Raw genomic sequence first — 12,658 nt, 5'->3', positions numbered from 1 at the left:
GCGCCCACGGCGCACGCCCCGCACCAAGACGCCGCACCGGGCCACCCGGACATGAACGAGATCGTCGGCAGCCACGACATCCTGCTCGTCACCCTCGACACCCTGCGCCACGACGTCGCCGCCGAACTCGCCGCCGCCGGCCGCATCCCCAACCTGGCCCGCCACCTGCCCGGCGGGCGCTGGGAGAAGCGGCACGCCCCGGGCAGCTTCACCTACGCCTCGCACCAGGCGATCTTCGCCGGCTTCCTGCCGACCCCCGCCACGCCCGGCCCGCACCCGCGCCTGTTCGCCGCCCGCTTCGCGGGCAGCGAGACCACGGCCGAGCGGACCTTCGTCCACGACACCCCGGACCTGGTCTCCGGCCTCGCGAAGGAGGGCTACCGCACGGTGTGCATCGGCGGGGTCGGCTTCTTCAGCAAGCAGGGCCCGCTCGGCTCGGTCCTGCCCGGCCTCTTCCAGGAGTCCCACTGGGAACCGGAGTTCGGCGTCGCCTCGCCCACCTCGTTCGAGGCACAGGTGGCCCGCGCGGAACACGTCGTACGCGGACTTCCCGAGGAGCAGCGCCTGTTCCTCTTCGTCAACGTCGCCGCCCTGCACCAGCCCAACTGGTTCCACCGGCCCGGCGCGACCCGCGAGGACGGCGACACCCGTGCCACGCACGCCGCCGCCCTGGAGTACGTCGACCGCCACATCGGCCGGCTGTTCGCCGCCGCGAGCAGCCGGCGCCGCTGCTTCGCCATCGTCTGCTCCGACCACGGCACCGCGTACGGCGACGACGGCTACACCGGCCACCGCATCGGCCACGAGTCCGTGTGGACGGTGCCCTATGCCCACTTCTTCCTGGACCGCACCCCCGCCGAGGCAGCCCGATGACCACCGTCCCCCGTCCCCGTCCCGGCGCCGACGGCGTGGCGAGCCCGTACCAGAGCTACGTCTACGCCTACCCGCACAAGACCGCCTACCGCGGACTTCCCGACCGGCCCCGCCTGAGCAGCCTCTGGGCCGCCGAACCCAAGGACGCCCTCTCCCTCTACCTGCACATCCCGTTCTGCGAGATCCGCTGCGGCTTCTGCAACCTGTTCACCCGCATCGGGGCTCCGGACGGCCTGACCGGCGCCTACCTGGACGCCCTGGACCGGCAGGCGACCGCCGTGCGGGAAGCGCTGGGGGAGCGGGAACCGGTGCGGTTCGCCACGGCGGCCTTCGGCGGCGGCACCCCCACCTTCCTCACCGCCGCCGAACTGGAGCGGCTGTGCGACATCGCCGAGCACCGGATGGGCGCCGACCTGCGCGCGGTCCCGCTGTCGGTGGAGGCCTCGCCCGCCACGGCCACCGCCGACCGGCTGAAGGTCCTGGCCGCGCGCGGCACCACCCGCCTCAGCCTCGGCGTGCAGAGCTTCGACGACACCGAGGCCCGCGCCGCCGTACGGCCGCAGCGCCGCGCCGACGTCGAGGCGGCCCTCGGCCGCATCCGCGACGCCCGGATCCCCGTCCTCAACATCGACCTGATCTACGGCATCGACGGCCAGACGGACAGGACCTGGCTGCGCTCCCTGGACGCGGCCCTCGCCTGGCACCCCGAGGAGCTGTACCTCTACCCCCTGTACATACGCCCCCTCACCGGCCTCGGCCGCCGCGCCGGCGAGGCCGACCCGGCCTGGGACGAGCAGCGGCTGCGCCTGTACCGCCTGGGCCGCGACCACCTCCTCGCCCACGGCTACGAGCAGCGGTCCATGCGCATGTTCCGCCGCGCGGACGCCCCGCCCCAGGGCGCGGACGACTACGCCTGCCAGACCGACGGCATGATCGGCCTCGGCTGCGGCGCCCGCTCGTACACCGCCGGCCTGCACTACTCCTTCGACTACGCCGTCGGCATGCACGAGATCCGCGGCATCGTCGACGACTACGTCTCCCGCCCGGCCGCCGACTTCGCCCGCGCCGAGTACGGCCGCCGCATCGACCCCGACGAGGCCCGCCGCCGGCACCTCCTCCAGTCCCTCCTCCAGGCCGAGGGACTCGACGTCGCCGACTACCGCGCCCGCTTCGGCGGCCGTACGCCGACGGACGACTTCGCGGCCGAACTGTCCCGGTTCGCCGGCCGCGGCTGGCTGGAGGACGCCGGCCCGCACGCCACGCGCCTGCGCCTGACCCCCGAGGGACTGGCCCACTCCGACGCCGTCGGCCCGGAGTTGTTCTCCCCGGCCGTGCGGGCCGCCATGGCCGCCTACGAGCGGAAGTGAGATCCGTCCCGATGGACCTGACCCTCCTCTACCGGGGCCCGCTGGCCTCGTGCGACTACGACTGCCCGTACTGCCCCTTCGCCAAGCGCCGCGACAGCCGCGAGCGACTCCGCGCGGACCGCGCCTGCCTGGAGAGGTTCGCCGACTGGGCCACCGCCCAGACCGACGACCGGCTCTCCCTCCTGTTCACCCCCTGGGGCGAGGGCCTGGTCCGCTCCTGGTACCGGAACACCCTGACGCGCCTGTCCCACCAGCCGCACATCCGGCGCGTCGCCATCCAGACGAACCTCAGCTGCCGCACCGACTGGCTCGCCGGCGCCGACCTCGGCACCCTCGCGCTGTGGTGCACGTACCACCCGGGCCAGACCCCGTACGACCGCTTCCTGGCCAAGTGCCGCGAACTGGTCCGTCTCGGCGCCCGGTTCAGCGTCGGCGTCGTCGGACTGCCCGAACACCTCGACGCGGCCCGGCGGCTGCGCGCCGACCTGCCGGACCAGGTGTACCTGTGGGTCAACGCCGCCGAGGGGCACACCTACGACGACGCCGAGGCCGACGTATGGACCGCGCTGGACCCGCTCTTCCCCTACAGCCGCCGGCCCCACGCCAGCGCGGGATCGCCCTGCCGCACGGGGGAGTCCGTGATCTCGGTCGACGGCGAGGGCACGGTCCGCCGCTGCCACTTCGTCCGCGCGGAGCTCGGCAACCTCTACGACGGCACCTACCGTGCGGCACTGCGCCCGCGCCCCTGCCCGCTCACCACCTGCGACTGCCACATCGGCTACGTCCACCTGGAGACGCTGCCGCTGTACGACGTGTTCGCGGGCGGTGTGCTGGAACGGATCCCGGCGCCGCTCGCACGGCACGGGGCGCGCGACCGGACGTGTTTGCCGCGGGAATCAGCGGCAAGTCGGTGTCCATGACCGATCAGAACAAGAACCCGCGTCAGAAGACCACGTCCACCCGGTCCGCCACGTCCGGGGCCCGGAACGCCACGGACAAGGCGACCGCTCCCGCCGAGCGGGCGGCCGGCCACGCCGCCGCCAAGGCGGATGACGCCGCGTCAGCGGCCAGGTCGGGTGCCGAGCGCGCGGCCGGAGCGGCGAACGGCGCCGTGCGCAGCGCGGCCAAGGGCGTCGAGGCGGGCCGCCGCGCGGTCGTCGCCACCTCGGGCCAGGTCGCCGCCACCGCCAAGACCGCCTGGACGGTCATCGCGAACCGCAAGATCGTCGCCGCCGGTGTCGGCGCCGGCCTGACCGCGCTGAGCGCCGCGTCCTACGCGGTGGGCCGCCGCGCGGAGCGCCACACCCACGGTCCCCTCACCCGGATGACCGGGGGACGGATCTGACGCCGGGGCCGCCGGGCGGGGCCGGGTCCCACTCGCGCGAACCGGCCCCGAAGAGGAAAGATGTGTCCGCAAGCGGATAATCGACCCCTGCCAAGGAGTGGGCACATGCAGCACGAGCGAGCCGGCGGCCCGGCCGGCCCCGAGGATCTCGTCGATGTCGCTCGGCTGGTCACGGCGTACTACGCACTGCACCCCGACCCCGAGGACCCGGGCCAGCGGGTCGCGTTCGGGACCTCGGGGCACCGCGGCTCGTCCCTGGCGGCCGCGTTCAACGACGACCACATCGCCGCGACCAGCCAGGCCATCTGCGAGTACCGCGCCCAGCAGGGCACCGACGGCCCGCTCTTCCTCGGCGCCGACACCCACGCGCTGTCCGAGCCCGCGCGGGTCACCGCCCTGGAGGTGTTCGCGGCCAACGGGGTCACGGTGCTCATCGACAGCGCCGACGGCTACACCCCGACCCCGGCGGTCTCGCACGCCATCCTCACCCACAACCGGGGACGCACCACGGGCCTCGCGGACGGCGTCGTCGTCACCCCGTCCCACAACCCGCCCGCCGACGGCGGCTTCAAGTACAACCCGCCGAGCGGCGGCCCCGCGGGCTCGGAGGCGACCGGCTGGATCCAGGACCGGGCCAACGACATCATCCGGGGCGGCCTCAAGGACGTCCGCCGCATTCCCTACGCCCGCGCCCTCGCCGCCCCCGGCACCGGCCGCTACGACTTCCTCGGCACCTACGTCGCCGACCTGCCGAGCGTGCTGGACCTGGACGCGATCCGCGCGGCCGGCGTCCGCGTCGGCGCCGACCCGCTGGGCGGGGCGTCCGTCGCCTACTGGGGCCGGATCGCCGAACAGCACGGCATCGACCTGACGGTGGTCAACCCGCTCACCGACCCCACCTGGCGGTTCATGACCCTGGACTGGGACGGCAGGATCCGCATGGACTGCTCGTCCCCGTACGCCATGGCGTCCCTCATCGGGCAGCGCGACCGCTTCGACATCGCCACCGGCAACGACGCCGACGCCGACCGGCACGGCATCGTCACCCCGGACGCCGGGCTGATGAACCCCAACCACTACCTCGCCACAGCGATCGGCTACCTGTACGCGCACCGCGAGCAGTGGCCGTCCGGGGCGGGGGTCGGCAAGACGCTGGTGTCCTCCGCGATGATCGACCGGGTCGCCGCCGACCTGAAGCGCGAACTGGTCGAGGTGCCCGTCGGGTTCAAGTGGTTCGTGGACGGACTCGCGGGCGGCTCCCTCGGCTTCGGCGGCGAGGAGTCGGCCGGTGCCTCCTTCCTGCGCCGGGACGGCTCGGTGTGGACCACCGACAAGGACGGCATCATCCTCGCGCTGCTGGCCTCCGAGATCACGGCGGTCACCGGCAAGACCCCCTCCGAGCACTACGCCGCGCTCACCGCCCGCTTCGGCGAGCCCGCCTACGAGCGGATCGACGCACCGGCGACCCGCGAGGAGAAGGCCCGCCTGGCGAAGCTCTCCCCCGCACAGGTCACCGCGGACACCCTCGCCGGGGAAGCGGTCACCGCGGTGCTCACCGAGGCCCCCGGCAACGGCGCGCCCATCGGGGGCATCAAGGTGACCACGGACAGCGCCTGGTTCGCCGCCCGTCCGTCGGGCACCGAGGACGTCTACAAGATCTACGCCGAGTCGTTCCAGGGCCCCGACCACCTCCGCCGGGTGCAGGAGGAGGCCAGGAGCGTGGTCCTCGCGGCACTGGGCGGCTGAGTCACCGCCCTGCCCCCGTGAGCAGGGCGGCGCGTCAGCCGGGCCGGACCGCGGAGGCGGACGGGGACGGGGAGGTCAGGCCGGCCGGCAGGGACGTCGCCGCGGGCAGCTCCGCGGGGGCGTCCTCCGACTGCTGCAGAACGGTGTCGCCGGGCCCCCCGGCCGGCGTGCCCGCGCCGGTGGACAGCTGGGACCAGGCGCCCAGGGCCAGGACGATCGCGGCGGCCGTGCCCACCACGCGGCCGACGCGGCGCAGCCTGGCGCGGCCGTCCAGGTCCCGCCAGGACGGGCCCTCCCACGGATCGTCCGGGTGCCACAGGTCACCGACCGCGTTCGCCGCGTCGTACCGCTGCTCCGTGCCGTCGTCGGTGCGCGGCGGCTGCGGCCACCGCCCCGACGCCCGCTGCCGCGCGGAGGGTTCCCTGGGGGCGGAGGCCCGGATGGCGTGCTCGTTGTCCGTGAGGAACCGCTGCCAGACGTCCTCGGGCAGGGACGGCACACCGTCCCTGTCCTCCGGCGTTCCGCCGTCGTCCGGCCCCTGCGCGGTCACGTCCGTTCATTCCTCTCGTGTGCCGGGGCCCGCCGGTGACGCCGCTCACGCGCACCAGGGCCCGCCAGGATCATTGCACAGCGCAAAAACGTGGGAACAGCGGGCCGGACCGCTCACTGCCGCGGAACCGCCGACCCCGCCGATCCCGCTCGGAAACCTTACGGGCGGCGGACGTTGCCCGCACTCGGCTCCGCCCCGCCGGCCGCGCATGTCACTCCGGTGGCACCACGGACCCGCGGCACCGCGTCGGCCCGCGCACGGCGGGGCCCGGGGGAGGCGGCGGCCGCCGGCCCCGGCCGGACAATGGCTCGATTGGATAAAGGTGCGCCGCGAAAGCCGCAGCACACCTCTGATCTTTGCATAGTCTAAAGGTGGGGGAGGGGCGTCTACGGAGGGAACGGGCGGCTCTCGAGTGCCCTCGACACCCGCTGGAGCAGGACATGACCGACAAGAACCCGCCGTCGAGCCGGACGGCGCTGTCCTGGATGCCGCTCGCGGTGATGGCGGTGATCGCCGTCGTCGACGTCGTGGCCGGTCCGGGCATCGGACTGCTGCCGTTGGTGTCGCTCGGGCCCGCCTTCGCCGGACTGGTCGGCGGCTGGCGCCGCACCGCGGTGATCGGCGCACTGGCGCTGCTGCTCTGCGTCGGTCTGGGCCTGTACAACGGGCTGTTCCCGGAGCCCCGCGGCTACACCGCCATGGCGTCGGTGGCCGGGGTCACCGGCGTCGGCATCGCGGCCGCGGTGGCGCGCTCGCGCCGGGAGGCGGAACTGGCCAGCGTCCGCTCGATCGCGGAGGTCGCGCAGCGCGTGCTGCTGCGGCCGGTGCCGCTGACCGCCGGCCCGGTCCAGGTCGCGGTGTCCTACACCTCCGCCGTCGCGGAGGCCCGCATCGGCGGGGACCTCTACGAGGTGGTGGCCTCGCCGCACGGCGTCCGGGTCATCGTGGGCGACGTGCAGGGCAAGGGCCTGGCCGCGGTGGAGACGGCCGCCGTGGTGCTCGGCGCCTTCCGGGAGGCCGCCTACGACGAGCCGGACCTGCGCGGGCTCGGGGAGCGGATCGAGCGCAGCGTGGCCCGGGAGCTGGAGGACGAACGGTTCGTCACCGCGATCCTCGCGGAGATCCGCGCCGACCACGAGGTCGTCCTCCTCAACTACGGCCATCCGGCCCCGATGCTCGTACGCCGCGACGGCGCCGCCGACTTCCCCGAGCCGCCGTCGTACGCGCTGCCGCTGGGCCTGTCCGGGCACGGGGCCGACGGCCCGGAGCCCTACCGCGTGCCGTTCGCGCCGGGCGAGCAACTGCTGCTCCACACGGACGGCGTGACCGAGGCCCGCGACCGGGACGGGCGCTTCTACCCGCTGGAGGAGCGCACGCACCTGCTCGAGGAACCCGACGCCCACCGCGCCCTGGAGGCCCTGCGCGAGGACCTGGTCCAGCACGCCGGGGGGCCGCCCGGCGACGACGCCGCGATGCTCCTGCTGCGCTACCACCGGCACGGGGACCGGGGACCCGCGTCCACCGGGTGAGCGGGCGCCGGCTCCGGCGAGGTGCGGGGCGGGGTACAAAGGACACATGCCGGAGCGCGAGACCCCCGCCGGGGCCATGGACGACGTCGAGGCGGTCACCCGCGCGGTCCTGACCGCCTCGCGGCTGCTGGTGGCGGTCTCGGCGCGGTCGCTGGCCGCCGTCGAGGACCGGGTGACGCTGCCGCAGTTCCGGATGCTGGTGATGCTCTCCACCCGCGGGGCCACCAAGCTGGTCGCGCTCGCCGATCTGCTCCAGGTCGCCCCGTCCACCGCGATGCGCATGGTCGACCGGCTGATCGCGGCCGGGCTCGCCGACCGGCAGACCAACCCCGCCAACCGCCGGGAAACGCTGCTGCGGCTCACCGACGAGGGCCGGCGCACCGTCGAGGACGTCACCGCGCGGCGCCGCGCCGAGATCGCCGCGATCGTCGAGCGGCTGGCGCCGGGGCAGCGGGCGGCGCTGGTCAAGGCGCTCACCGCCTTCAACGAGGCCGGCGGCGAACCACCCGCCGCCGGACCCGGCGACGCGCAGGCGCATCCCCTCGGCTGGACGGCGGACGGTGCCGGGGCACGCGACACGTGAGGACGGCGACCGGGATTTTGCCGAAGCGGCAACACACCTCGTCCCGCCCCCGCGGTCCCGCCCATGCTCGACCGACGGCCCCGGCGCCCGACGGACCGGGGCGCCGGAGAGTTCGAGACCCCCTGGAGAGCCCATGCCCCCGCACCCCGCGAACGACCTCACGCGCCGGATCGTCCCCTCGCCCGCGGGCCGGCTGCACGTGGTGGAGCAGGGCACCGGTCCGCTGGTGCTGCTCGTCCACGGCTTCCCCGAGTCCTGGTACTCCTGGCGCCATCAGCTGCCCGCCCTGGCCGCGGCCGGCTACCGCGCGGCCGCCGTCGACGTCCGCGGCTACGGCCGTTCCTCCAAGCCGGCCGCCACCGACGCCTACCGCATGCTGGAGCTGGTGGCGGACAACGTCGCGGCGGTGCACGCCCTGGGCGAGCGGACCGCCGTGGTCGTCGGCCACGACTGGGGATCGGTCATCGCCGCGAACTCCGCACTGACCAGGCCGGACGTCTTCCGCGCGGTGGGCCTGCTCAGCGTTCCGTACGCCCCGCGCGGCGGCCCGCGGCCGAGCACGGTCTTCACGTCGATGGGCGGCGACGACGAGTTCTACGTCTCGTACTTCCAGGAACCCGGCCGCGCCGAGGCCGAGATCGAGCCCGACGTACGCGGCTGGCTCGCCGGTTTCTACGCGGCCCTGTCCGCCGACACCATGCCCGCACCCGGCGCGCCCGATCCCCACTTCGTCGGCCCGGGCGAAACCCTGCGCGACCGCTTCCCGGCCCGCCGGCTGCCCGGCTGGCTGAGCGAGGCCGATCTCGACTTCTACGCCGGGGAGTTCGAGCGCACGGGCATGAGCGGAGCGCTGGCCCGCTACCGGAACATGGACCGCGACTGGGCGGACCTGGCCGACCACGACGGCGCACCCCTCACCCAGCCGTCCCTGTTCATCGGCGGCGGTCTGGACGCGTCCACCACGTGGATGGCCGACGCGATCGAGGCGTTCCCCCGCACGCTTCCCGGTCTGACGTCCTGTCACATCCTCGACGGCTGCGGCCACTGGCTCCAGCAGGAACGCCCCGCGGAGACCGGCCGCATCCTCACGGACTGGCTCGCGGACCTGCCCGAACCGGCGTGCTAGGTTCCCCTCCGGAAGGCGGCCGCGGGCAACCGGCGCGGTCAGGCACACGGGACGGTGGCACAGGATGACGGCAGACGGCAGCGAGGTCCCCGGCACGTCCGGCGACGACGTCCCGCTCCCGCGGATCCTGTGCGACACGGCCTCGCTGGCGGCCCTCGGCGACGCGCCCGCCGGTGCCCTGTGGCGGCTCGCCGAGCCGGGCCGGCAACTCGACGCCAACGTCGTCCGCATCCCGCCCGGGCACCGGGTCGGCACCCACCGCGAGCCCGACCTCGACGTCCTCCTGCTCGTCCTCGCCGGCGACGGCACCCTGACCGCCCCCGACGGCACTCACCCCCTCCCCACCGGCACCCTGACCTGGCTCCCGCACGGTTCCACCCGTGCCCTCGCGGCCGGCCCCGAGGGCCTGACCTACCTCACCGTCCACCGCCGCCGCCCCGGCATGCGGATCCGGCCTCCGGGAACGGCAGTTGAACGACGGTGACCATCGCGGCCACAAAGTGGTAACAGCAGACAACTCCTGAACGTTTCATGCGGTCTAGACCGCCATGAAGATCTCTTTCCTGATCCACAACGCCTATGGGATCGGAGGCACGATCACCACCACGTTCAACCTGGCGGGCGCCCTGGCCGAACGGCACGACGTGGAGATCGTCTCCGTGCTGAGGCACCGTGAGCACCCCAACCTCACACCGCACCCCGACGTGCGACTGCGCGCGCTGGTGGATCTGCGGAGGGAGAAGGACCATCCGCTGCACCGGAGACCGGCCGAGGTGTTCCCCTCCGCCGAGTACCGGTACCACCAGTACAGCGAACTGACGGACCAGCGGATCGCCGAGTGCCTGCGGAGCACGGACGCCGACGTGGTCATCGGCACCCGCCCGGGCCTCAACGTCCACCTCGCGCTCCAGGCCCCGCGGCACGTCGCGCGCGTCGGCCAGGAACACCTCACCCTCGACAACCACCCGCCCGCGCTGCGCACCGCGCTGCGCCGCGCCTACCGTCACCTCGACGTGCTCACCACCGTCACCGAGGCGGACGCCGGCGCCTACCGGCGCAAGATGCGGCTGCCCGGCGTCCGGGTGGAGGCGCTCGCGAACAGCGTCCCCGACCCGGTCCTGCCCGCCGCGGACGGCAACGCCAAGATCGTGATCGCGGCCGGCCGGCTGGTCCCGGTGAAGCGGTACGACCTGATCGTCGAGGCGTTCGCCCACGTCGTCGCCGAGTACCCCGACTGGCAGTTGCGCATCTACGGCAAGGGCGAGGAACAGGACCGGCTGCGCGCGCGGATCGAGACGCTCGGCCTGTGGAACAACGTCTTCCTCATGGGCGCGGCCACTCCCATGGAAGCCGAGTGGGTCAAGGGCTCGATCGGCGCCGCCGCGTCCGACTTCGAGCCGTTCGGCATGACCATCGTCGAGGCGATGCGCTGCGGACTGCCCGTCGTGAGCACCGACTGCCCCTACGGACCCGGCGAGATCATCCGGAACGGCGAGGACGGCCGGCTGGTGCCGGTCGGGGACAGCCGGGCCTTCGGCGCGGCGCTCCTGGACCTGATACGCGACGACGAACGGCGCCGCCGCATGGGCAGGGCGGCCGTCGACCACGCGCGCCGGTTCGCCCCCGGACCGGTCGTGGCGCGGGCGGAGCGCCTCCTGGAGGAGGCGGTGGCGGCCAGAGCCGGCGGACGGCGCGGCGCACCCGACCGGGGCGGGATGCACCACGCCCTCCTCAGCCGGGGCCACGCCGCCCGCGACCTCGCCCACGCCGCCGCCTCCGGAGCGCTGCGCACCGTACGGAAGGGACGCCGATGAGCACCGCACGCACCACGGAACTCCGCACCGACTGCTCCGTCGGCACCGACGGCCGGATCACTTTACGCCTGCGGCTGCCGCCGGCCGCCCGCCCCCGGCTGGTGCTGGTGCTGCGGCCGAAGAAGGGCCGGCCCGAGGAGGCGTCGCACACCCTCGACCTCGAACCCTGCGGCGAGCACGGTCACGTCCGCGCCGTGCTGGAACCCCGGCCCGTGCTCGCGGAGGGCCGCTGGGACGCGTATCTGCTGCGCGGACCGGACGCCGGACGCGAGCGGTTGCGCCCCGGCCTGCGGGACCTGCGGCTGCTCGTCCACGGGGGCACGCGCGAGGTGACGTCCCCGGTGGCCGTCAGGGTGCCGTACGCCACCAAGGACGGTTTCCTCGCCCTCCGCACCTGGCGGCGCACCGCCCACGCGGAGGCCGGCCCCCTCGACATCAGGGACGGGGCGATGACGGTCCGCGCGCACCTCCACGGGGCCGAACTCTCCGAAGGCGCCGTCGTGCGGCTGCGGCTGCGCGGCGGCAGGGGAACCGAGCGCGTGTACCGGCCCCATCCGGCAGGGGGCGGGGACTTCTCCTTCACGGTCGGCTACCGGGAACTGGCGGAAGGGGCCGCCGGATCCCAGGTCTGGGACGCCTTCCTTCAGCCCGCGGCCGACGCGCCGCCGATCAGGATCGGCCGCCTGCTCGACGACGTGGCGGACCGCAAGGGGGTGTACGTGTATCCGCGGGTCACCGTCGGCGGGGCGGCCGTACGGCCCTACTACACCGTCGACAACGACCTCGCCGTGGAGGTGACGGCGGCCGGCTGACAGCAGGGAGCCGGCCCGTCGGGCCCGTCGGGCCGACCGCTCGGTCGCGCACACCGGCGCCGCGGCCGCCCCGTCCCGGGCGATCGGCGGCGCGGGCGGGCCGTTGACCCCGGCCGTGCGGAACCCGCCCGCCGGGACGGGCTTCCGCACGAACGTGCCGAGCAGCCGCCGGAGTTCCGGCCGGTGCCGGTCCGGCGTCCGCGCGAGGCCTTCCTCGCCGGAGCGGTGCCGCGGCGGGACCGCTCCCTTGACCGTCGGCCGGTCGGGCACCGAGGATTCCCGTGGCCCGAACGGCCGTTGTGGCAGTGCGAACACGTCCTCCTCACTCCCCACCTCACGGGCTCCCAGGGCGACGAGTGGCGCCGCCCGGCCGATCCCGCGCTCTCCGGGATCGCGCGCCGGGTCCCGGTGACGGTTTCCTCCACCCCGCGCGACGCGAAAGGCCGGTCTTCCTGGCATGAGCACTCCGTTCGAACCGCCCGCCGAGAACCGCCGCACGAGTCCCCGCACCGGTTACACCCGCGCCCACTGGGAGGCCGTGGCGGACGGGCTCCTCACGGCGGCCTGGCGCTGGAGCACCCCCGGTCGCGCGCTGCTGGACCTGCCGGGGCGCCCCTCGCGCTCGGGAGTGCGCTCCGACGGGCTGGAGGGGTACGCGAGGACGTTCCTCGCCGCCGCCTTCCGCGTCACCGGCGCGGACGGAGACGATCCCCACGGCCTGCTGGAACGCTACGCGCACGGTCTCGCCGCCGGCACCCGTACCCCCGGCCGCGACGACACCGAGTCCTGGCCGCCGGTCCTCGACCACGACGTGCAGGGCCAGCCGATGGTCCCGGGGCTGCGGGTGGACAGCGTCACGGTGGCGTACGGCCGGTACGAGCTGCGGGTGCACCGGGTCACGGGGGCGCCGGAG

13 protein-coding genes are annotated in these 12,658 nt (G+C 74.6%); 12 read left to right on the top strand and 1 reads right to left on the bottom strand.

What is annotated here, in order from left to right; genetic code table 11:
- Window positions 1-51: 51 nt before the first annotated feature.
- The 5 genes from RIM90_RS00250 (at window position 52) to pgm (ending at window position 5,331) form a co-directional block, all read left to right on the top strand.
- On the top strand, window positions 52-873 hold the full coding sequence (locus tag RIM90_RS00250) for an STM4013/SEN3800 family hydrolase (RefSeq protein WP_309058416.1): 822 nt from the start codon (window positions 52-54) through the stop codon (window positions 871-873).
- Window positions 870-2,240 carry an STM4012 family radical SAM protein gene (locus tag RIM90_RS00245; RefSeq protein ID WP_309058415.1) on the top strand — a complete coding sequence of 457 codons (1,371 nt, stop codon included), beginning with the start codon at window positions 870-872 and terminating at the stop codon, window positions 2,238-2,240. The genes RIM90_RS00250 and RIM90_RS00245 overlap by 4 nt, the downstream gene beginning before the upstream one ends.
- 11 nt (window positions 2,241-2,251) lie before the next feature.
- Window positions 2,252-3,160, top strand: a complete 909-nt coding sequence (locus RIM90_RS00240) for an STM4011 family radical SAM protein (RefSeq protein ID WP_309058414.1) — start codon at window positions 2,252-2,254, stop codon at window positions 3,158-3,160.
- On the top strand, window positions 3,157-3,585 hold the full coding sequence (locus RIM90_RS00235) for a hypothetical protein (protein ID WP_309058413.1): 429 nt from the start codon (window positions 3,157-3,159) through the stop codon (window positions 3,583-3,585). Before RIM90_RS00240 ends, RIM90_RS00235 begins: the two co-directional genes overlap by 4 nt.
- Before the next feature lie 105 nt (window positions 3,586-3,690).
- Window positions 3,691-5,331, top strand: a complete 1,641-nt coding sequence (gene pgm / locus RIM90_RS00230) for a phosphoglucomutase (alpha-D-glucose-1,6-bisphosphate-dependent) (RefSeq protein WP_309058412.1) — start codon at window positions 3,691-3,693, stop codon at window positions 5,329-5,331.
- A 34-nt stretch (window positions 5,332-5,365) separates the two neighbouring features.
- Here pgm and RIM90_RS00225 read toward each other — a convergent pair whose 3' ends face one another.
- A complete protein-coding gene (locus tag RIM90_RS00225) occupies window positions 5,366-5,881 on the bottom strand; it encodes a hypothetical protein (protein WP_309058411.1) in 516 nt (171 codons plus the stop codon).
- Between the two features lie 440 nt (window positions 5,882-6,321).
- Here RIM90_RS00225 and RIM90_RS00220 point away from each other — a divergent pair, with 440 nt between their 5' ends.
- The 7 genes from RIM90_RS00220 to RIM90_RS00190 all read left to right on the top strand — a co-directional run.
- Window positions 6,322-7,410 carry a PP2C family protein-serine/threonine phosphatase gene (locus RIM90_RS00220; RefSeq protein ID WP_309058410.1) on the top strand — a complete coding sequence of 363 codons (1,089 nt, stop codon included), beginning with the start codon at window positions 6,322-6,324 and terminating at the stop codon, window positions 7,408-7,410.
- Window positions 7,411-7,456: 46 nt separating this feature from the next.
- Window positions 7,457-7,993 carry a MarR family transcriptional regulator gene (locus RIM90_RS00215; RefSeq protein ID WP_309058409.1) on the top strand — a complete coding sequence of 179 codons (537 nt, stop codon included), beginning with the start codon at window positions 7,457-7,459 and terminating at the stop codon, window positions 7,991-7,993.
- Between the two features lie 133 nt (window positions 7,994-8,126).
- On the top strand, window positions 8,127-9,119 hold the full coding sequence (locus RIM90_RS00210) for an alpha/beta hydrolase (RefSeq protein ID WP_309058408.1): 993 nt from the start codon (window positions 8,127-8,129) through the stop codon (window positions 9,117-9,119).
- Between the two features lie 64 nt (window positions 9,120-9,183).
- A complete protein-coding gene (locus RIM90_RS00205; RefSeq protein ID WP_309058407.1) occupies window positions 9,184-9,603 on the top strand; it encodes an AraC family ligand binding domain-containing protein in 420 nt (139 codons plus the stop codon).
- A gap of 64 nt (window positions 9,604-9,667) precedes the next feature.
- Entirely contained in the window at window positions 9,668-10,933 is a 1,266-nt protein-coding gene (locus tag RIM90_RS00200) for a glycosyltransferase family 4 protein (RefSeq protein ID WP_309058406.1), read from the top strand.
- The gene (locus RIM90_RS00195; RefSeq protein ID WP_309058405.1) at window positions 10,930-11,745 is read left to right on the top strand and encodes a transferase; all 816 of its coding nucleotides are present in this window, start codon (window positions 10,930-10,932) and stop codon (window positions 11,743-11,745) included. The genes RIM90_RS00200 and RIM90_RS00195 overlap by 4 nt, the downstream gene beginning before the upstream one ends.
- A gap of 457 nt (window positions 11,746-12,202) precedes the next feature.
- Window positions 12,203-12,658: DUF2264 domain-containing protein (locus tag RIM90_RS00190; RefSeq protein ID WP_309058404.1), on the top strand; the 456-nt coding region annotated here is incomplete at its 3' end.

Source organism: Streptomyces sp. (genome assembly GCF_031181555.1).
Taxonomy (GTDB): domain Bacteria; phylum Actinomycetota; class Actinomycetes; order Streptomycetales; family Streptomycetaceae; genus Streptomyces; species Streptomyces fimbriatus.
The sequence above is the reverse complement of the archived record's forward strand: the minus strand, read 5'-3'. Positions and strand labels throughout refer to the sequence as shown.

Coding starts and splice junctions, on each gene's coding strand:
- RIM90_RS00195 (WP_309058405.1), top strand. CDS start 10,930: ATGAGCACCGCACGCACCACGGAACTCCGCACCGACTGCTCCGTCGGC.
- RIM90_RS00210 (WP_309058408.1), top strand. CDS start 8,127: ATGCCCCCGCACCCCGCGAACGACCTCACGCGCCGGATCGTCCCCTCG.
- RIM90_RS00215 (WP_309058409.1), top strand. CDS start 7,457: ATGCCGGAGCGCGAGACCCCCGCCGGGGCCATGGACGACGTCGAGGCG.
- RIM90_RS00200 (WP_309058406.1), top strand. CDS start 9,668: ATGAAGATCTCTTTCCTGATCCACAACGCCTATGGGATCGGAGGCACG.
- RIM90_RS00250 (WP_309058416.1), top strand. CDS start 52: ATGAACGAGATCGTCGGCAGCCACGACATCCTGCTCGTCACCCTCGAC.
- RIM90_RS00205 (WP_309058407.1), top strand. CDS start 9,184: ATGACGGCAGACGGCAGCGAGGTCCCCGGCACGTCCGGCGACGACGTC.
- pgm (WP_309058412.1), top strand. CDS start 3,691: ATGCAGCACGAGCGAGCCGGCGGCCCGGCCGGCCCCGAGGATCTCGTC.
- RIM90_RS00245 (WP_309058415.1), top strand. CDS start 870: ATGACCACCGTCCCCCGTCCCCGTCCCGGCGCCGACGGCGTGGCGAGC.
- RIM90_RS00220 (WP_309058410.1), top strand. CDS start 6,322: ATGACCGACAAGAACCCGCCGTCGAGCCGGACGGCGCTGTCCTGGATG.
- RIM90_RS00235 (WP_309058413.1), top strand. CDS start 3,157: ATGACCGATCAGAACAAGAACCCGCGTCAGAAGACCACGTCCACCCGG.
- RIM90_RS00240 (WP_309058414.1), top strand. CDS start 2,252: ATGGACCTGACCCTCCTCTACCGGGGCCCGCTGGCCTCGTGCGACTAC.